Consider the following 20,360-nt stretch of genomic DNA (forward strand, 5'->3'; position numbering starts at 1 on the left):
GCACGCCGACCATTGCCGCTCCTCTCGCACGCCATTACCCTCGCGCCACCTGTCGGGGAGGGTGTGATGGCGGCACGGCGCTGGTTGGCGGCTTGGGCGGCGCTGATGGTGCCGGTGGCGGCGTTCGGGGGCGCCTCGCCGGAAGTCATCATGGCGCAGCCGGGCGTCGGCGACGGCGCGGTCGAGCGGTTCACGCTTCGCTTCAACGTCGCGATGGTGCCGCTGGGCGATCCGCGCGCCGCGGCACCGATGAAGACCGATTGCGCGGGGCAAGGGCGCTGGGTCGACCAGCAGACCTGGGTCTATGAATTCGCCGCGCCGCTCGACGGGGCGCAGAAGTGCAGTTTCGAGGCGGTGCCGGGGCTGAAGAGCGTCGGCGGCTACACGCTGACCGGCCAGACGAAGTTCGAGATCGATGCCGGCGGGCCGGTGGTGCGATCGATCCTGCCCGATGCGGGCGGCACGCAGATCGAGGAGGAGCAGACCTTCCTGATCGCGACCAGCGTCCCCGCGCTGCGCCAGTCGATCGCCGCCAACGCCTATTGCGCGGTCGAGGGGATCGGTGAGAAGATCCCGGTCGACGTGCTGCCCGCCGACGTCCCGGCCAGGCTCCTCACCGCGATGAGCAGCAGCGATTACGACGCTTATTATTTCCTCGACAAGGCGCTGGTGCCGTTCGCGCTGCTGAAGCCCGACGCGGCGATGCGCTTTCGTCAGAGCGCCAAGCTGCCCGCGGGCGATAGCGCGGCGGCGCGGGCGAAGGCGCTGGCCAATGTCGTCGCGGTGAAGTGCCGCCGGCCGCTGCCCCCGGGACAGGATGTGGCGCTGGTGTGGTCGGGCAGGATCACCGGCCAGTCGGGCAAGGTCGCGGGCGCCGACCAGCGGTTCGATTTCAAGGTGAGGAAGCCCTTTACCGCGCGCTTCGAATGCTCGCGGATCAATGCGGCGGCCGGCTGCAATCCGGTCGAGCCCGCCTATGTCCGCTTCAGCGACAAGGTGCCGAGAGCGATGGCGGCGGCGGTGCGCATCCGCCTGCCCGACGGGCGCGAGATCGCGCCGACGCTGTCGAAGGACGAGCAGCACCAGGCGACGCTGAGCGACGTCAGCTTTGCCAAGCCCCTGCCCTTCGCCACCAAGGCCGAAGTGATCCTGCCCGCCAACGTCCGCGATGAGAGCGGGCGGGCACTGACCAACGCCGCGCGCTTTCCGCTGGCGGTCCGCTTCGACAGCGCGCCGCCGCTGGTAAAGTTCGCAGCCGACTTTGGCATCCTCGAGGCGAAGCAGGGCGGCGTGCTGCCGGTCACGGTGCGCGCGGTCGAGCCGGCGTTGCAGGGCAAGCGGATCGGCGTCGGCGGGCGCACCTTGCGCGTCGGCAGCGACGACGGCGAGGTCGCGCGCTGGCTGCGCACCGTCGACAAGGCGGGCGAGGACGACATCGACACCGTCCGCAACGATGATGGCGAGGTGATCCGCAGCACCAACAACACCGGTGCGCGCTCGATTTTGCCTGCGGGGATCGGCGAGGCGCTGTCTGTGCCGCTGCCGGGCAAGGGGCGCGATTTCGAAGTGGTCGGCATCCCGCTCGGCAAGCCCGGCTTCTACGTCGTCGAGCTGGCGAGCCCGGTGCTGGGCCGCGCGCTGCTGGGACGCGATGCGCCGCGCTACGTCGCGACGGCGGCGCTCGTCACCAACATGGCGGTGCATTTCAAATGGGGGCGCGAGCGGAGTCTGGCGTGGGTGACGTCGCTCGACACCGGCAGGCCGGTAGCGGGCGCGCTGGTGACGATCACCGACAGCTGCACCGGCGCCAAGCTGATGCACGGCACCACCGACAGGAGCGGCGGCGTGCTGACCGCGCCGGGACTGCCCGCGCCCGAAACCTATGGCAGCTGCGAGGGCGAGAACCATCCGCTGATGGTGTCGGCGCGCGCTGGCGACGATTTCAGCTTCGCGCTGACCAGCTGGGGCGACGGCATCCGGCCGTGGGACTTCGAGCTGCCCTATGGCTATTCGGCGCCGGGCGAGCAGCTCCACACCGTGTTCGACCGGACGCTGCTGCGCCAGGGCGAGACGATCCACATGAAGCACATCCTGCGCCAGGCCGTCGGCGCGGGCTTCCGTATTCCGGTGGGGTTCAAGGGCACGCTGACGCTGGCGCATCGCGGGTCGGACACGCGGTTCGAGCTGCCGCTGACGATCGACGGCCGCGGCAATGGCGAGACGAGCTGGACCGCGCCCAAGGGGGCGCCGATGGGCGATTACGACCTCACCGTGACGGTCGAAGGCCGGACGATCGCGAGCGACCAGTCGTTCGAGGTCGACGAGTTCCGTTTGCCAACGATGCGCGCCACCGTGACCGGGCCGGACAGGCCGGCGGTGGTCCCCAAGTCGCTGCCGCTCGACCTGTTCGTCGGGTATCTGTCCGGCGGCGGCGCGGCGAACCTGCCGGTCGACCTGCGGGTCGGCTGGTTCCGGCACAGCGGCACGCCCGAGGGGTACGACAACTACAGCTTCGGCGGGCGTCCCGTGACCGAGGGGGTGACTGCGCTCGACAATGGCGGCGACGACGAAGCCTCGCCGCTGCCACCGACGCAGACGCTGCCGGCGACGCTGGGCGCCGATGGCACGGCGCGGACCAGCATCGACGTGCCGGCGCTCGACGGCCTGACCGACATGCGCGTCGAGATGGATTACCAGGACGCCGATGGCGAGGTGCTGACCGCGTCGAAGCTGATCCCGATCCATCCGTCGGCGGTGCAGCTGGGCATCCGCACCGATGGCTGGCTGATGAAGCAGGACGACCTTCGGCTGCGCTTCGTGGCGCTGGGGCTCGACGGCAAGCCGTTGAAGGGGCGCAAGATCAATGTCGCGCTGTACAGCCGCGAGGTGCTGACGGCGCGGCGGCGGCTGATCGGCGGCTTCTATGCCTACGACAATCAGGTGCGCACGACGAAGCTGGCGCAGGGCTGCACCGCGACGACCGACGAACTGGGGCTGGCGACGTGCCGGATCGATCCGGGGGTGTCGGGCGAGGTGTTCGCGGTGGCGACGACGGCCGACGACGACGGCCAAGTCGCGCGCGCGGTGACGTCGACCTGGCTGGTCGGCGACGACGCCTGGTGGTTCGGCGGCGACAATGGCGACCGCATGGACGTGGTGCCCGAGAAGCAATCCTATGCCGCGGGCGAGACCGCGCGCTTCCAGGTGCGGATGCCGTTCCGCAAGGCGACCGCGCTGGTGACCGTGGAGCGCGAGGGCGTGCTGTCGAGCTTCGTCACCGACCTCAGCGGCAGCGATCCGGTGGTCGAGGTCAAGATGCCGGGAAGCTTTGCGCCCGACGTCTATGTCTCGGTGATGGCGGTGCGCGGGCGGATCGAGCCCGGCTGGGGCGGCTGGTTCCGGCGCATCGCCGAGAAGATCGGGCTGGTCGCCAGAAGCGAGCCGGCGCCCGAACAGACCGCGCTCGTCGATCTCGCCAAGCCCGCTTATCGCCTCGGCATCGCCAAGGTGAAGGTGGGCTGGGAGGCGCATCGGCTGAACGTCGCGGTGAAGGCCGCTCAGCCTGCCTATGGCCCGCGCGAGAGCGCTGCGGTGATGGTGCAGGTGCGCGCGCCAGACGGCAAGCCGGCGGCGGCGGCGGACGTCGCCTTCGTCGCGGTCGACGAGGCGCTGTTGCAGCTGTCGCCCAATGACAGCTGGGACGTGCTGACCGCGCTGATGGGCGAGCGGCCGCTGTCGGTGCTGACCGCGACCGCGCAGATGCAGGTCGTCGGCAAGCGCCACTATGGCCGCAAGGCGGTGGAAGCGGGCGGCGGTGGCGGCGATGCGGCGGCGGCACTCAACCGCGAGAATTTCCAGCCGGTGCTGTTGTGGCGCGGGCACCTGCCGCTCGACGCGCAGGGGCGCGCCAAGGTGATGGTGCCGCTGTCCGACGCGCTGTCGTCGTTCAAGCTGGTGGCGATCGCGACCGATGGCGCGCAGCTGTACGGCACCGGCAGCACGAGCGTGCGCACGCGGCAGGATCTGTCGATCTATCCGGGCGTGCCGCCGCTGGTGCGCGCGGGCGACTGGTTCGCGGCGGGCTTCACGCTGCGCAACGGATCGGCCAAGCCGATGACGGTGACCGCGACCGCAGAGCTGAGCCCCAGGGTGGCACAGGGACGGCCGATCACGGTGACGATCCCCGCGGGTGGCGCGGTGCCGGTAGCATGGAATCTGAGCGTGCCGGCAGGGCTGACCAACCTGCGCTGGCAGGTGTCGGCGCGCGCCGCCGATGGCCGCGCGGCAGATCGGGTGACGGTGACGCAGGACGTCGTGCCGGCGGTGCCGGTCGAGGTGTGGGCGCAGGCGCTGATGCGGGTGGGTGCCGATACGCAGGTGCCGATCGCGCCGCCGGTGGGCGCGCTTGCCGGGCGAGGGTCGGTCGACGTCCGGCTGGCGGATACGCTGGCGCCGCCGATGGCGGGGGTACGCGAGTATATGGCGCGCTATCCCTACGACTGTTTCGAACAGCAGTTGTCGCGGCAGGTGGTGTTCGACGATCTCGCCGGGTGGCGGGCACTGTCCGGCGAGATACCGACCTATCAGGCGGAGAATGGCCTGCTACGATACTTCCCCTCGCCGCTGATCCGGGGATCGGAGGCGCTGACGTCCTACGTTCTGGCGGTGACCGCCGAGGCCGGCTGGCCGCTGCCCGAGGAGCCGAAGCGGCGGATGGTGCAGGCGTTGACGTCGGTGATCGACGGGCGGTTGCGCAGCGAAGACTATGGCGACGTGCGGTTGCAGAAGCTCGCCGCCTTCACCGCGCTGGCGCGTGCGGGCGCGGCGACGCCCGCGATGATCGGGCAGATGGGGATGGCGCCGGCGGAGATGCCGACCGCGAACCTCGCCGACTATATCGTCGCGCTCGACCGGCTTGGCGCGGCGCCGCAGCGGGCGCAGGCGGAGGCCGTGCTGCGGTCGCGACTGGTGTACGAGGGGACGCGGCTCGACCTGACCGATGCGGGCAGTACCGCCTGGTGGCTGATGCAGTCGGGCGACGAGGCGGCGATCAAGGCGGCGAGCGTCGCGGTCGGGCGGCCCGGATGGCAGGACGAGGCGCCGAAGATGATGGTCGGCGTGGCATCGCGCCAGCAGCGCGGGCATTGGGACACGACGCCGGCGAATGCGTGGGGCGCGCTGCTCGTCCGCCGCTTCGCCGCTGCCTATCCGGCGCAGGCGATCCAGGGGACGACGACACTGTCGCTGGCGGGGCGGCAGGTGGCGAAGGGCTGGCCGCTCGCCGAGGCAAAGGTTGTCGCCAGCTTCGCGCTGCCGTCCGGGCAGACGCCGCTGCTGCTGCGCCAGGCGGGTGGCGACGGGCCGTGGGCGACGGTATCGGTCAAGGCGGCGGTGCCGCTGCGCCAGCCGCTGTTCGCAGGATACCGGCTGACCAAGCAGGTGACGGTGGTGCAGGCGCGGGTGCCGGGTCGGTTCACGCGCGGCGACGTGCTGCGCGTGACGCTGACCGTCGAGGCGTCGGCGGAGCGGAGCTGGGTGGTGGTAAGTGATCCGGTGCCACCGGGGGCGACGATCGTCGGCGCGCTGGGCGGGCAATCGGCGATGCTGGCCGAGGGCGGGCCGCAGGATGCGAGCGCGCCGAGCTATGTCGAGCGCGGGCGCGAAGCGTGGCGCGGCTATTTCGCCTGGATGCCGCGCGGCAAGACGGTGATGAGCTATACCGTGCGGCTGAACGGCGCCGGGCGCTTCTCGCTGCCGCCGAGCGTGGTGGAGGCGATGTATTCGCCGGCGATCCGCGCAGCGGTGCCCAATGCGGCGGTGACGGTGGGGCAGCGGTGATTCATGCCACCCCGGCGAAGGCTGGGGACCAGTCATGAGCGGCCCGCAACTGGGCCCCGGCCTTCGCCGGGGTGGGAGTGATGTAAGAATGGGGATCACCCTGCCAAAGCGCTGGTTGGCGCCGGTCGTCATCCTGCTCGTCGCCGTCGTCGTCGCGCTGGCGGACTGGATCACGCTGCCGCCGCCGCTGCCCTCCTATGCGGCGACGCGGGCCGGGTGGCGGGCGTCGGAGGCGTGGCTGTACGATCGCCACGGGGTGCTGATCGACAGCGCGAGGGTCGATTTCGCACGGCGGCGGCTGGCGTGGACGCCGCTCGACCAGATCGCGCCGGTGGTGCGCGAGACGGTGGTGCGCGCGGAGGATCATCGCTTCGCCCAACACGGCGGCGTCGACTGGTGGGCGCTGGGCGGTGCCGCCAAGGCGCGGGCGACGGGGCATCGCGCGCGCGGCGCGAGCACGCTGTCGATGCAGGTGGCGGGCTTCCTGTCGCCTGACCTCGCCCGGCCCGGCGCGCGTGGGTGGATCGACAAGCTGCGCCAGATCCGCGCCGCGCGGACGCTGGAAGACAGCTGGAGCAAGGACCAGATCCTCGAGGCGTATCTAAACCTCGCGGGCTATCGCGGCGAGGCGCAGGGGATCGGCGCGGCGGCGCTGGGGCTGTTCGGCAAGACGCCCGCCAGCCTCGACCGCGACGATGCGCTGTTGCTGGCGGCGCTGCTGCCCGACCCACAGGGATCGGCGGCGCGGATCGCGCGGCGGGCGTGTGCGCTCGACGGCGGCAGGGACTGCGCGCGCTTCGCCGGGCAGGCGGCGTCGATGCTGGGGCCGGCGCGCAGCCTGGCGCTCGATCCGGGGCTGGCGCCGCACCTGTCGGCGCGGCTGCTGACGAAGGCTGGGCTTCGGGTGACGACGACGCTCGATGCGCGGGTACAGCGGCTCGCGATCGCGGCGCTCCGGCGGCAGCTGCTGGGGCTCGGGGGCACGCGGGCGCGCGACGGCGCGGTGATCGTCGTCGACAATACGAGCGGCGACGTCCTCGCCTATGTCGGCGGCATCGGCGGCGCATCGACCGCGCCCGCCGCCGACGAGGCGAATGCCTATCGCCAGGCCGGGTCGACGCTGAAGCCGTTCCTCTACGCCCAGGCGTTCGAGCGCGGCTATCTGACCCCGGCGTCGATCCTGGACGATTCGCCGGTCCAGCTCGACACCGCATCGGGGCTGTACGTGCCGCAGAATTACGACCGCGGGTTCAAGGGGCCGGTGTCGGCGCGCACCGCGCTGGCGGGATCGCTCAACGTGCCGGCGGTGCGGACGCTGCTGCTGGTCGGGGTCGAGCCGTTTCGCGACCGGCTGTGGGACCTGGGCTATCGCGGGCTGGTCGAGGACGGCGCCTATTACGGGTTCAGCCTGGCGCTGGGATCGGCGGAGGTGACGCTGGGCGAGCAGGTCGCCGCCTATCGCGCACTGGCGCGGGGCGGGCGCTGGTCGCCGCTGCGGCTGGTGGCGGGGACGCCGGAGCCGGCGGCGCGGGCGATGGTGACCTCGCAGGCGGCGTGGCTGGTGAGCGACATCCTGGCCGATCCCAATGCGCGTGCGGCGACGTTCGGGCTCGACAGTGCGCTCAGGCTGCCGTTCTGGGCGGCGGTGAAGACGGGGACGTCGAAGGCTATGCGCGACAATTGGTGCATCGGCTTCACGCCGCGCTACACCGTCGGCGTGTGGATCGGCAATGCCGAGGGCGATCCGATGCGCGCGGTGTCGGGGACGAGCGGCGCGGCGCCCGTCTGGCGCGACGTGATGATCGCGCTGTCGGGGCGCTCGCCCGATGCGGCCCCTGCCCCGCCGGCCGGGATCGAGGCGCGGGCGATCGCCTTCGCCGACCGGCGCGAGGAACCGCGGCGCGAATGGTTCCTGCGCGGCACCGGCCAGTCGCTGATCGCGGCGGCACCGCCCGAGGCCCGGCGCCCGCATTTCGCCAATCCGGTGGCGGGCAGCGTCTATGCGCTCGATCCCGACATCCCGCCGGCACGGCAGCGGCTGGCGGTGAGCGTGACCGGCGCGGCGGCGGAGCATCGGGTGATGATGGATTCGATCGACCTGGGGTCGGCGGATCATGTCGTGCAGCTGATGCCGACGCCGGGGGCGCACCGGCTGCGGCTGGTGGCGCCGGGTGGGGCGGTGGTCGATCGGGTGTTGTTTACGGTGCGGTGATTTTGTCCACGCGAAGCCGCGAAGGGTATTTTCACGCGGAGGCGCGGAGACGCGGAGAATTGCCGTACGCGTTGCCGCAGGCTCGGCCCATATAACGCAGTTGACGAAGCGCCGCTATCGCGGCGAGGCGTGGCTCTCCGCGCCTTCGCGTCTTCGCGCGAAATCTTCAGCGCGACGACGTCATTCCGATCCGTTGGAGGTCGTTCACCGCCTCGACGATCGCGGTGAAGCTGTCGGCCGACAGGCTGGCCTTGCCGACGAGGAGGCCGTCGACGTTGCCGTGGTCGACCATCGCCGCGGCGGTGTCGGCGGTGATCGAGCCGCCGTAGAGGATACGGGCGTCGGATGCTTCGCGGCGCACGGCGGCGGCGATGGTGGCGACGTCGCGGGGCGCGGGGGTGATGCCCTGGCCGATCGCCCAGACAGGCTCGTAGGCGATCGTCAGCGACCCGGCTCCGGGCGGCAGCGACGCGCGCAGCTGGGCGACGACCACGTCGGTCGTATCGCCGCCGCGGTCGGTTTCGCCGACGCAGAGGATCACGTCCAACCCCGCCGCCTGTGCCGCCGTTATCTTGCGGGCGATCTGCGCATCGGTGTCGCCGGCCGCACGGCATTCGCTGTGGCCGAGGATGACGAGCGAGGCGCCGGCGTCGCGCAGCATCGCGGCGGAGACGGCGCCGGTATGGGCGCCCTCGGTTTCGGCGTGACAATCCTGGCCGCCGATCGCGAGTGTCGGGGCGGCGGCGGCGGCGCGGTGGATCAGCGTTGCGGGAAGGCAGAGGGCGATGTCGACGTGCGGAGTCTCGGCGGCGGCGTCGGCGATCGCAGAGATCGTCGGCAGCGATGCCCCCTGCCCGTGCATCTTCCAATTGCCGACGACATAGGGCGTCACGCGGGGTGGCTCAGCGTGCGGCGGACGGCGTCGTGCCAGCCGGCGGCCAGCGGCTCTCGCGCCGCCTCGTCCATCTGCGGATCGAAGCAGCGCTCGCGCGACCAGAGGCGCGCGAGTTCGTCGAGCCCCGACCACACGCCGGTCGCGAGCCCGGCGTGGAAGGCGGCGCCGCGAGCGGTCGTTTCCAGGTCCGACGGCCGCTCGACGCTGGCGCGGGTCATGTCGGCGAGGAAGCGGCACAGCCAGTCGTTGGCGGCCATGCCGCCGTCGACACGCAGGATGGCGGGGCGCGTGCCGCTGTCGGCGGCCATCGCGTCGATCAGGTCCATCGTTTGGAACGCCACCGCCTCCAGCGCGGCGCGGGCGAGATGCGCCTGGGTCGCGCCGAGCGTCAGGCCGAAGATCGCACCGCGCGCGTCGGCGTCCCAGTGTGGTGCGCCGAGGCCGACGAAGGCGGGGACCATGTAGACGCCGTGGTTGTCGGGAACGCGGGTCGCCATGTCGTCGGTTTGGCTGGCGTGGGTGATGACGCCGATACCGTCGCGCAGCCATTTTACCGCGGCGCCGGCGACGAAGATAGAGCCTTCGAGCGCATAGGTGACCTTGCCGTCGAGGCGATAGGCGGGCGTGGTCAGCAGGCGATGTTTCGAGGCCACCGCCTCGTCGCCGGTGTTGAGCAGCATGAAGCAGCCGGTGCCGTAGGTCGACTTGGCCGAGCCGCGATCGAAGCACGCCTGGCCGAACAGCGCAGCCTGCTGGTCGCCCGCCATGCCCGCGACGGGAATCGCGGCGCCGAGCAGGTCGGGCGCGGTGGTGCCATAGACATGCGCGTTGTCGTGAACCTCGGGCAGCATCGCCCGGGGCACGCGGAGCAGGCGGCACAGCTCGTCGTCCCAGCATTGGCGATGGATGTCGAAGAGCATCGTGCGCGAGGCGTTGGTAACGTCGGTCGCATGGACCTTCCCGCCGGTGAGCCGCCACAGGAGGAAGCTGTCGATCGTGCCGAACGCCAGCTCGCCACGCTCCGCCCGCTCGCGCGCGCCCGACACGTTGTCGATGATCCAGGCGATCTTGGTGGCGCTGAAATAGGGGTCGATCAGCAGGCCGGTGCGCTCGGCGACCAGCGTTTCGGCACCCTCGGCGCGCAGCTCCTGGCAGCGCGGGGCGCCGCGGCGGTCCTGCCAGACGATGGCGTTGTGGATCGCCTCGCCGGTCGCACGGTCCCACACCACCGCGGTTTCGCGCTGGTTGGTGATGCCGATCGCGGCGATGCCGGTGGCGGCGACGCCACTCTTGTCGAGCGCCTCGCGCGCGGTCGCGAGCGCGTCGCGCCAGATGTCCTCGGGATCATGCTCGACCCAGCCGGCCTGGGGATACTGCTGCGGGAATTCGCGCTGCCCGATCGCGACGCGACGCGCCTCGGCATCGAACACGATCGCGCGGGTCGAGGTGGTGCCCTGATCGATGACCAACAGGTGCGGCTTGGCCACGTGTCTCTCCATCATTATATTTCGAACGAAACCATGGTCTGTTTCGTTAGAAGGTCAAGTGTTTCGTTTTGCTGCTGGCCGTGGTAGAGGCGTCGGCGATCATGGGAAGGATGGATACGATGGTGATGTGGCCCAGCGGGACGGTGGACATGCTGATCGTCGGTGGCGGCATCAACGGCGCGGGGATCGCGCGCGATGCGGCGGGGCGCGGGCTGTCGGTGCTGATGGTCGAGCAGGACGATCTGGCCAGCCACACCTCGTCGGCGTCGACCAAGCTGATCCACGGCGGGCTGCGCTATCTGGAATATGGCGAGTTCCGGCTGGTGCGCGAGGCGCTGATCGAGCGCGAGCGGTTGCTGAACATGGCGCCGCACATCATCTGGCCGCTGCGCTTCGTGCTGCCGCAGAACCAGTCGCCGCGTCCCGCCTGGATGGTGCGGCTGGGGTTGTTCCTCTACGATCATCTGGGCGGTCGCGAGAAGCTGCCGGGGACCGACACGGTCTCGCTCGCCGCATCCCCTTATGGCGCGGGGCTTTCCCCAAGGGCGGGCAAGGCGTTCGTCTATTCGGATTGCTGGGTCGAGGATTCGCGGCTGGTCGTGCTCAACGCGATGGACGCGGCGGCGAAGGGGGCGACGATCGCGACGCGCACGCGGCTGGTGTCGGCGCGGCGCGAGGCGGATCGCTGGGTGGCGACGCTCGCCACCGAGGGCGGCGAGCGGCAGGTGACGGCGCGAGTGCTGGTGAATGCGGCGGGGCCGTGGGTCGCCGACGTGCTCGGCCGGGCCGGCGCGACCAGCGACGACAAGGGCGTGCGGCTGGTCAAGGGCAGCCACATCATCGTGCCCCGGCTGTACGAGGGCGACCATGCCTTCATGCTGCAGAACGACGATCGGCGGATCGTGTTCGCCATCCCCTATGAAGGCGACTTCACGTTGGTCGGGACGACCGACGAGGCGTGGGAACAAGCGCCGGGCAAGGCGACGATCGGCGCCGGCGAGACGCGCTACCTGCTCGATACGATCGGGCGCTATTTCGAGCGGACGGTCGAGGAAAGCGAGATCGTCTGGAGCTATTCGGGGATCCGGCCGCTCTACGACGACAAGGCGGCGAGCGCGTCGGCGGTGACGCGCGACTATGTGCTCGACCTGGATGCGGGCGAGGGCCGCGCGCCGATGCTGAGCATCTTCGGCGGCAAGATCACGACATACCGCAAGCTGGCCGAGCATGCGATGCGCGAGCTGGCGGCGGTGATGCCCGATGCGGGGACGGCGTGGACGGCGGGCGCGGCACTGCCCGGCGGCGATATCGCCAATGCCGATTTCGAGGGGTTCCTGCACGGGCTGGCGGCACGCTATCCGGCGATGCCGACGGCGCTGCTGCGGCGGCTGGCACGCGCCTATGGCACGCGGGTCGGCGCGATCCTGGGCACGGCGCGGACGATCGAGGATCTGGGGCCGGACCTGGGCGGCGGGCTGACGCGGGCCGAGGTTGATTATCTGGTCGGCCACGAATGGGCGCGGTCGGCTGAAGACATCTTGTGGCGGCGAAGCAAGATGGGGCTCCACGTGCCGCCGGGCACGCCTGAGCGGATCGACGCGCACCTCGCCGCGACGCTGCCGCTGGCGGCATGAACGAGGCGGCACCGCCCGACATCGCCGCGCGCCAGGCGCGGATCGTCGAGCTGGCGCGCGCCGAGGGCAGCGTGTCGGTCGAGACGCTGGCGGAGGCGCTGCGCGTCACGCCGCAGACGATCCGCAAGGACCTGACGCAGCTGGAAAAGCGGGCGCTGATCGCCCGCGTCCACGGCGGCGCGGTGGCGACCGCAGGGATCGACAACCTGGCCTATGCCGAGCGACGCGGGATCGCGGTGGCGGCCAAATCGGCGATCGGCGCGGCGGCGGCGGCGCTGGTCGGCAACGGCGCGAGCCTGTTCATCAACATCGGCACCACGACCGAGGCGATCGCCCGGCATCTCGCCGATCACCGCGACCTGATGGTGATCACCAACAACCTGAACGTCGTCGACATCCTTGCGGACGTGCCGCGGATCGAGGTGATCGCGGCGGGCGGCCGGGTGCGGCCCGACCGCGCGGTGGTGGGTGCGATCGCGATGGACTTCATCCGCGGCTTCAAGGTCGATGTCGCGCTGATCGGCGCCTCGGCGATCGAGCCGGGCGGCGACTTCCTCGATTTCGACGTCGACGAGGTGCGGGTGTCGCAGACGATCATCCGCAACGCGCGGCGGGTGATCCTGGCGGTCGATTCGTCGAAGATGGAGCGCGCGGCGCCGGTTCGGGTCGGGAACCTGGGGGATATCGACGATCTGGTGACGGATCGCGCGGGGCCGGAGCTTCGCGCGGCCTGCGCGGCGGCTGGGGTGCGGCTGGTGGAGACATCGGCTTGAGATAGAGCCCTCCCCCGTCCGTGCTGAGCACAGTCGAAGCACATGGGGCAGGCGTCAGCGCTTGTGGCCCGTCCTTCGACTTCGCTCAGGACGAACGGAGGGAGTAGGGCGACGGTGGGCTATGCTTTTGGGGTGGCGTGTGCCCTCCCCCTTTGCCTATGCCGGGCGCATGACCATCCCCCCCTCGCCCGCGAAACGCCCGACGATCCGGGACGTGTCGCGAATCGCGGAGGTGTCGATCAAGACGGTGTCGCGGGTCATCAACGACCAGCAATACGTCAGCCAAGACAAGCGCAAGCGCGTGCTCGAGGTGATGGCCGAGATCGGCTTCCAGCCGAGCCAGGCGGCGCGCGCGCTGAAGGGCGGGCGGTCGCACCAGATCGCGCTGATCTGCGACAATCCCAATCCCTGGTACGTCTACGAGATCCAAGCCGGGGTGCGTGAGCGTTGTGCGCAGGATCGGGTGCGGATGATCGCGCAGCCCTATGACCGCGCGTCGCCGACGCTGCTGGAGGATATCGTCGCGCTGATCGATCAGGCGCATCCCGATGGGCTGGTACTGGCGCCGCCCGCCTGCGACGATCATCGCGTCATCGACGAGCTGGAGCGCCGCGCCATTCCCTTCGTGCGGTTGCAACCCGGCGGTCAGGCATCGGACGCGCCCTCGGTCCTGATCGACAACGAGCAGGCGGCGTTCGACATGACGCAGCATCTGCTGGCGCTGGGCCATCGGCGGATCGGTTTCATCGTCGGCGACCGCAGCTATGCGGCGTCCGGGCAGCGGCTGGCGGGGCACCTGCGCGCGCTGTCGGCGGCGGGGGTCGATGTCGATTTGGACTATGTCCGCCAGGGGCAGTTCGACTTCGCGTCGGGCCAGTCGGGCGCGGATGCGCTGCTCGACCTCGCGGAGCCGCCGACCGCGATCGCGGCGTCGAGCGACGATCTGGCGGCCGGGGTGCTGGCGGCGGCGCACCGGCGCGGGATCGCGGTGCCGGGTGAGCTGTCGGTCACCGGCTTCGACGACGCGCCGCTGGCGCAGGTGGTATGGCCGGCGCTGACGACGGTGCGCCAGCCGGTGCGCGATTGTGCCGCGGCGGCGGCGGGTTTGCTGCTCGATCCCGAGGGCCTGCGCGAGCAGCGGGTGGCGCACGAACTGGTGATCCGCGACTCCACCGCGCCGCCAGCGGCTTGACCGCGAGGACCGAACCTGTGACACCGTTGTCTTAAATAAGGGAGAGGCCGGTGAGCGAGCGGATCGGGACACGGCAATGGGCGATCGTCGTGCTGGCGTTCGTCGCCATCATGCTGAACTATGTCGATCGCCAGATCATCGCGCTGCTGAAGCCGATGCTGCAGGGCGAGTTCGGCTGGACCGACCGCGATTACAGCCACATGGCCTCCGCCTTCCAGTTCAGCGCGGCGGTCGCGTTCCTGGGCACCGGCTGGTTCATCGATCGCATCGGGCTGCGCCGCGGCTTCGCGATCGGCGTGGCCACGTGGAGCATCGCAGGGATGGCCCACGCCTTCGTGGCGAGTGTCGGCGGCTTCGTCGCGGCACGCGCGGCGCTGGGCGTGGCGGAATCGATCGGCACACCGGCGCAGGTGAAGACCGCCGCGACCTATTTCCCGCCGGAAAAGCGCACGCTGATGTTGGGCATCGGCAACATGGCGGCCAATTTCGGCGCGGTCGTGGCGCCGCTGTCGATCCCGCCGCTGGCGCTGTGGCTTGGCTGGCGCGCGGCGTTCCTGATCGCTGGCGGTGCGGGGCTGGTGTGGGTCGTCGCCTGGCTGGCGGTGACGCCGCGGACGAGCCGGACCGATGCCGCCGTGCCCGATGCCCCCGCCGAGCGGGTGCCGTGGCTGTCGCTACTGGAGGACCGGCGGCAATGGGCGGTGATCGCAGCCAAGGTCTTTTCCGACCAGTGCTGGTGGTTCCTGCTGTTCTTCATGCCCGACCTGTTTCACCGCGTGTTCGGGCTGTCGCAAGGCCAGCTGGGGGTGCCGATCGCGCTGGTCTACACGCTCGCGGCGCTGGGATCGCTGAGCGGCGGCATCCTGCCGACCTGGCTCTTGTCGCGTGGCGTGCCGATGGATCGCGCGCGCAAGGGATCGATGCTGCTCTACGCGCTGCTGATCCTGCCGGTGCCGCTGGTGTTGCAGACGAGCGACCCGTGGGTCGCGGCGCTGATGCTGGGCATGGCGCTGTTCGCGCACCAGGGCTTTTCGACCAATGTGTTCGGGATGACCGCCGATATCTTTCCGGCGCGGATGATCGGGACGGCGATCGGGATCGGCGCATTCGCGGGCAATTTGTCGGGCATGGCGATGATCGAAGCGGCGGGCTTCTCGCTTGACCGCGGCTATGGCTACCTGCCGCTGCTGGTGGTGTGCGGGTGTTCGTATCTGGTGGCGCTGGCGCTGATCCAGCTGCTGGTACCGCGGTTGACGCTGGCGGAGCCTGGGGTGGCTCGCGAGGGGATCGTGCGGCACTAGTTTTTCGCGCGAAGGCGCGAAGACGCGAAGATTGTTTGGGGCCCCCCCCCATCCGTCATGCCGACTTGATCCGGCATCCATCCGTCCGCCGGGCTTCTGACGGAGTGATCTGGGTTGAAGGTGTCCACGGGGTCGAGTCGCCAAGTTCGGCTCATCGGAAACAACCCTAGGATGTCGAGGTCTGCCGATGGCGAGCATCGCGCGCCTCGAAGGTCGAGCCGCACGCGGATCGATGGATGCCGGATCAAGTCCGGCATGACGGAGGAGGGAGATGGGCGCCAGTGCGCTCTTCCTTCCGCGCCTTCGGGTCGCCGCGTGAACCAATCTTCTTCGCGTCTTCGCGGCTTCGCGAGAGCAAAAGAAAACCCTCCCGGCGCGAGGCGCCGAGAGGGTCAGTCGGGGAAGAGAGCGGCTTAGAAGTTCACGCGCCCCGTCACGCCGTAATAGCGGTCGGCATCGCGCGGGATCTGGTAGCGGTAGGAGCCGGCCGGACCGCCGTTGGCGATCGCGGCGGCGAAGCTCTGGTCGAACAGGTTGCGCACTTGAAAGGTCAGGCGGAAGCGATCGTCGCGGTCGCCGACGCCCGCCGACAGGTTGACCAGGCCATAGCCTTCGATCGTGCCCAGCCGGCGCTGGACCGCGTCGGGCGAGAAGAGCGACAGCTGCTTCGACTGGTAATTGCCCTGCGCGCCGAGGAAAATGTCGATCGCGCCGCCGGTGCGCCAGCGATAGTCGGCGCCGAGCGACCCCTTCCACTTCGGCGCGAACGGCAGCGAGGTGCCGGCCGGGATGATCGCGGTCGCCGCGGCGCCCGGCGCCTGGAAGAAGCGGTTCACGCGCGCATCGGTATAGGCCAGGCCGCCCGAGATGGTGAAGTCGGTGGCGGGGCGAAGCACCAGGTCCGCCTCGACGCCGCGGGTCGACACCTGGCCCGCGTTGGTGAAGCGGGTGACGACGACGCCGGCGACCAGATCGGGGTTGTTCGCCTGGAAATTGTCGTACTTGGCGTAGAAGGCGGCGAGGTTCAGCGTCAGCCGGCCGCCGAAGAAGTTGTTCTTCAGGCCGATTTCATAGCTGTTCGACGTTTCCGGCGCGATCACGTTGGTGCCGGTCGCGGTCAGGTTGAAGAACACGTTGAACGCCGGCCCCTTATAGCCGCGCGTGTAGCCGCCATAGGCCACGATCTCCGGCGTCAGGTCGAACTGGAGCGCCGCCTTGCCCGACACGTTGGTGTTCGTCGCCTTGCCGCGGAACTGGGTCGCGGGGGTGCCGGTGCCGGTCGCGGTGACGGGGAAGCTCGGCTGGATGCCGGGGCCCGCCAGCGTCGTCGTGCGGCTGTGGAAGACGTCGAGCTGGTCGGCGGTCCAGCGCAGGCCGCCGATGAAGCGGAAGCGATCGGTGAAGTTGGCGGTGGCCTGGCCGAAGGCGGCGATGTTTTTGAACACCGAGCCGAAATCGGCGGTGCCGAACGGCGTCGTGATCGCGGGCGCGCCCGTGGTGCCGCACGGGGTCAGCGTGGCCGGCGCCGCGGTGCCGCAGCTGACGACCGAGCGCGAGAAGATCCGCTCCGATTCCGCGCGCGAGTAATAGAGGCCGACGACGTAGGACAGGAACTGCGCCGACGGCGACGTCAGTCGCAGCTCCTGGCTGAAGGTGTTGCCGGTCTGCGGGCCGTTGTCGTGCAGCTGCGGGAAGCCGACATAGGCGGTCGGCAACCAGTCGCCGTCGCGGATCTCGGTGTTGCGATAGTCGCGATAGGCGGTGATGCTGGTCACCGTCTGGTTGCCGAGCTCGGTGTCGATCTGCGCCGACACGCCCCAACCCGTCTCCTTCGTGCGCGTCACCAGATTCTGGTTGATCGCCCGCGTCTCGTTGCCGCGCGGGGTCGGCAGGACGGCGAAGACGGGGCTGGAGAAGCCGACGCCGGCGCCGGTCAGCGGGCCGGTGCCGATCACCTCGGCGCAGCAATCGTCGTCGTTGCGGTGATAGTCGCCGATCAGCGCGATCGTGGTCGAGGCCGACGGCATCCACTTCACCTGGCCGCGGAAGCCGTAATGCTCGTAACCGTTGACGCGCGTGCCGGTGGCAAGGTTGCGGATGTTGCCGTCGTACCGGCCGTAGAAGCCGGTCCAGCGGGTCAGCAGGTCTTCGCTTAGCGGAATGTCGACCGCGCCGCGAACGCGCGCCTCGTCGCCGTTGGTGTAATATTGCCCCTCGACATAGCCGCCGAACTTCTGGCCCGGCTGGACGGTGACGACGTTGATGACGCCGGCCGACGCGTTCTTGCCGAACAGCGTGCCCTGGGGGCCGCGCAGCACTTCGAGCCGCTCGATGTCGACGAGATCGCCGAACGCCTCGCCCGAACGGGCATAGACGACGCCGTCGACGATCGCCGAGACCGACGGCTCGCCGGCGATCGAGAAGGTGGTGGTGCCGACGCCGCGCAGGAACAGCGACTGGTTGAGCGTGGTGCCCGACTTGGAGAAGTTGAGCGCCGGGACGAGGTTGACCGCGCTTTCGATGCTGGGCCGCCCGGTCGCCTCGAGCGCGCCACCGCCGATGACGGACACCGCGAGCGGCACGTCCTGGAGGCGCTCGCTACGCTTCTGCGCGGTGACAACGATGTCGCCGGTAGTGACGGCATCCTCGGTCTGTGCGGCCGTGCCCGGCGCGGCGGCGGTCGCGCCGGCATCCGGTGCGGGGCTCATCGTCTGGTCGGGGGCGCCGCCGGCAGTCTGCGCGGCAGCGGGAACGGCAAGCGCCACGCAGGCGCAACCGGCCAGAAAACGCGCGATTCGGGGACCGTGATGCATCATCTTGTATCTCTCCTCCGCTGAACGGGCAGCATGTCCATCGTGGTAGATTAGCGAGCCGCCGCGATCGGTGCGCCCGATCAAAGCTGCTGCCCCCACCATCTTTTCTGTCTTCCCTTTATGCCATGTCGCTGCGATAAGACAACGGTGTCTTATATGAAATCTCCTGCTCGCAACACGATGCTCGGATCCTCGGGCATCGCCGTCTCGACCATCGCCTGGGGCATGTGGCGTTTCGCCGGCGACGACGTCGCCAAGGCCCGCCAGTTGGTCGAATCGGCGCTCGACGCCGGTATCACGCTGCTCGACACCGCCGACATCTATGGCCCCGACAACGGCGAGGGCTTCGGCGCCGCCGAGGCGCTGCTGGGCCGGGTGTTCGCGGAGGCCCCTGCGCTGCGCGACCGCATGGTGCTGGCGTCGAAGGGCGGCATCCGCATCGGCGTGCCTTATGATTCGGGTGCGGTGTACCTGCCGCAGGCGATCGACGCGTCGTTGACGCGGCTGGGCTGCGAGCGGATCGACCTCTATCAGATCCACCGCCCCGACCTGCTGGCGCATCCGCAGGAAGTCGCCCGCTCGCTCGACGATGCGCGCGCCGCGGGCAAGATCCGCAGCATCGGCGTGTCGAACTTCACGCCCGCGCAGACCGACGCGCTGGCACGCTTCCTGAGCGTGCCGATCGTCAGCCACCAGCCTGAATTTTCGCCGTTGACGACGACGCCGCTGTGGGACGGCATCCTCGACCAGGCGATGCAGCACGGCATGAGCGTGCTCGCCTGGTCGCCGCTGGGCGGCGGGCGGCTCGCCAAGCCCGAGGGCGACACGGCGAGCGCGGTCGCGGCACTGCTCGACCAGAAGGCGGAAGAGGCCGGCGTCGATCGCGCCGCCGCCGCCTATAGCTGGATCATGGCGCATCCCGCCGGGATCATCCCGATCGTCGGCACCCAGAACCCGTCGCGGATCGCATCGATACCCGACGCCTATACGCCGAAATGGACGCGCGCCGAATGGTACGACGTCCTGCAGGCAAGCCTTGGAGAGAAGCTGCCATGAGCGAGCGGAGTTGCGAAGTCAGCTGGTTTTCGGCGCTATGCGACGACGACTATGAATTTCTCGGCGTCCCCGATTCCAAGCTGAAGTCGAGCTGGGAGCATTGCCGCGACATCGTGTTGCAGGCGGAGAGCGGCGGGTTCGACAACATCCTGCTGCCGTCGGGTTATCAGCTGGGCATCGACACCACCGCCTTCGCGGCGGCGATCGCGCCGATGCTGCGTCGCATCCGCCTGCTGATGGCGGTTCGGATCGGCGAGAGCTGGCCGCCGCAGCTGGCGCGCCAGATCGCGACGATCGACCGCATTCTGGGCGGGCGGCTGACGGTGAACATCATCTCGTCCGACCTGCCGGGCGAGAAGATGGCGTCGGCCCCGCGCTATGCCCGCACGCTCGAGGCGATGCAGATTCTGAAGACGATGCTGGGCGGCGAGCCGCTCGATCACCAGGGCGAGCATTGGCAGCTGAAGCTCGATCCGCCGGCGGTGACGACGGTGTCGGGCAAGTGCCCGCCGCTCTACTTCGGCGGCCTGTCCGAAGACGCGCGCGAGGCCGCGGCGCAGGGCTGCGACGTGTACCTGATGTGGCCCGACAAGAAGGAGGTCGTCCGCGAGATCATGGACGACATGACCGCGCGCGCGGCGAAGCACGGCCGGACGCTCAAGTTCGGCTATCGCGCGCATGTCGTCGTTCGCGATACCGAGGCAGAGGCACGCGCCGCCGCCGACCGGCTGTTGTCGAAGCTGGACGATGCGACCGGCATCGCGATCCGCAACAAGTCGCTCGACACCTCCTCGACCGGGGTCGCGGCGCAGGCGGCGCTGCGCGAGAATGCGGCGGACGACGGCTATGCCGAGGAAAATCTGTGGACCGGCGTCGGCCGGGCGCGATCGGGCTGCGGCGCGGCGATCGTCGGCGATCCCGACCAGGTGCTCGCCAAGCTGGCGATGTATCAGGACATGGGGATCGAGGCGTTCATCCTGTCGGGCTATCCACATGCGGCGGAGGCGGACCTGTTCGCGCGCCACGTGCTACCGAAGATGACGCACGGGCCGTTGATGGTGTGACCTACATAGCCCCTCCCCTTCAGGGGAGGAGTAGGGGTGGGGCGTGTCTCACCGAGACCGGCGCCCGTGGCCCCCACCCCAACCCCTCGCCTGAA

Annotated in this window: 11 protein-coding genes; 8 read left to right on the top strand and 3 right to left on the bottom strand. The window is 70.0% G+C overall.

Going from position 1 to position 20,360, the window contains the following annotated elements; translation table 11 throughout:
- Positions 1 to 66 precede the first annotated feature (66 nt).
- Together GGQ80_RS07715 and pbpC are read left to right on the top strand one after the other, a co-directional pair.
- The gene (locus GGQ80_RS07715) at positions 67 to 5,838 is read left to right on the top strand and encodes an alpha-2-macroglobulin family protein (protein WP_183983464.1); all 5,772 of its coding nucleotides are present in this window, start codon (positions 67 to 69) and stop codon (positions 5,836 to 5,838) included.
- An 88-nt stretch (positions 5,839 to 5,926) separates the two neighbouring features.
- The gene (pbpC, locus tag GGQ80_RS07720) at positions 5,927 to 8,050 is read left to right on the top strand and encodes a penicillin-binding protein 1C (RefSeq protein WP_183983466.1); all 2,124 of its coding nucleotides are present in this window, start codon (positions 5,927 to 5,929) and stop codon (positions 8,048 to 8,050) included.
- A 166-nt stretch (positions 8,051 to 8,216) separates the two neighbouring features.
- Here pbpC and tpiA read toward each other — a convergent pair whose 3' ends face one another.
- Together tpiA and glpK are read right to left on the bottom strand one after the other, a co-directional pair.
- The gene (tpiA, locus tag GGQ80_RS07725) at positions 8,217 to 8,942 is read right to left on the bottom strand and encodes a triose-phosphate isomerase (protein WP_343050938.1); all 726 of its coding nucleotides are present in this window, start codon (positions 8,940 to 8,942) and stop codon (positions 8,217 to 8,219) included.
- Positions 8,939 to 10,432: a glycerol kinase GlpK gene (gene glpK, locus GGQ80_RS07730; protein ID WP_183983468.1), complete on the bottom strand. Its 1,494-nt coding sequence runs from the start codon at positions 10,430 to 10,432 to the stop codon at positions 8,939 to 8,941. The genes tpiA and glpK overlap by 4 nt, the downstream gene beginning before the upstream one ends.
- A gap of 119 nt (positions 10,433 to 10,551) precedes the next feature.
- On the opposite strand from glpK, the gene GGQ80_RS07735 reads away from it, so the two are divergent.
- From GGQ80_RS07735 to GGQ80_RS07750, 4 genes are all read left to right on the top strand, one after another.
- Positions 10,552 to 12,066 carry a glycerol-3-phosphate dehydrogenase gene (locus GGQ80_RS07735; RefSeq protein WP_183983470.1) on the top strand — a complete coding sequence of 505 codons (1,515 nt, stop codon included), beginning with the start codon at positions 10,552 to 10,554 and terminating at the stop codon, positions 12,064 to 12,066.
- A complete protein-coding gene (locus tag GGQ80_RS07740; protein ID WP_183983472.1) occupies positions 12,063 to 12,839 on the top strand; it encodes a DeoR/GlpR family DNA-binding transcription regulator in 777 nt (258 codons plus the stop codon). Before GGQ80_RS07735 ends, GGQ80_RS07740 begins: the two co-directional genes overlap by 4 nt.
- Positions 12,840 to 13,008: 169 nt before the next feature.
- The gene (locus GGQ80_RS07745) at positions 13,009 to 14,031 is read left to right on the top strand and encodes a LacI family DNA-binding transcriptional regulator (RefSeq protein ID WP_183983474.1); all 1,023 of its coding nucleotides are present in this window, start codon (positions 13,009 to 13,011) and stop codon (positions 14,029 to 14,031) included.
- A 50-nt stretch (positions 14,032 to 14,081) separates the two neighbouring features.
- On the top strand, positions 14,082 to 15,332 hold the full coding sequence (locus tag GGQ80_RS07750; RefSeq protein ID WP_183983476.1) for an MFS transporter: 1,251 nt from the start codon (positions 14,082 to 14,084) through the stop codon (positions 15,330 to 15,332).
- 413 nt (positions 15,333 to 15,745) lie between these two features.
- Here the strand turns inward: GGQ80_RS07750 and GGQ80_RS07755 are convergent, their stop codons facing one another.
- Positions 15,746 to 18,097: a TonB-dependent receptor gene (locus GGQ80_RS07755; protein WP_343050939.1), complete on the bottom strand. Its 2,352-nt coding sequence runs from the start codon at positions 18,095 to 18,097 to the stop codon at positions 15,746 to 15,748.
- Between the two features lie 195 nt (positions 18,098 to 18,292).
- Here GGQ80_RS07755 and GGQ80_RS07760 point away from each other — a divergent pair, with 195 nt between their 5' ends.
- Positions 18,293 to 19,201, top strand: coding sequence for an aldo/keto reductase (locus GGQ80_RS07760; protein ID WP_425506030.1), 909 nt, complete (start codon positions 18,293 to 18,295; stop codon positions 19,199 to 19,201).
- Positions 19,198 to 20,265 carry an LLM class flavin-dependent oxidoreductase gene (locus GGQ80_RS07765; protein ID WP_183983478.1) on the top strand — a complete coding sequence of 356 codons (1,068 nt, stop codon included), beginning with the start codon at positions 19,198 to 19,200 and terminating at the stop codon, positions 20,263 to 20,265. The genes GGQ80_RS07760 and GGQ80_RS07765 overlap by 4 nt, the downstream gene beginning before the upstream one ends.
- Positions 20,266 to 20,360: the final 95 nt, after the last annotated feature.

It is taken from the genome of Sphingomonas jinjuensis (assembly GCF_014197105.1).
In the GTDB taxonomy this organism is placed as follows: Bacteria; Pseudomonadota; Alphaproteobacteria; order Sphingomonadales; family Sphingomonadaceae; genus Sphingomonas; species Sphingomonas jinjuensis.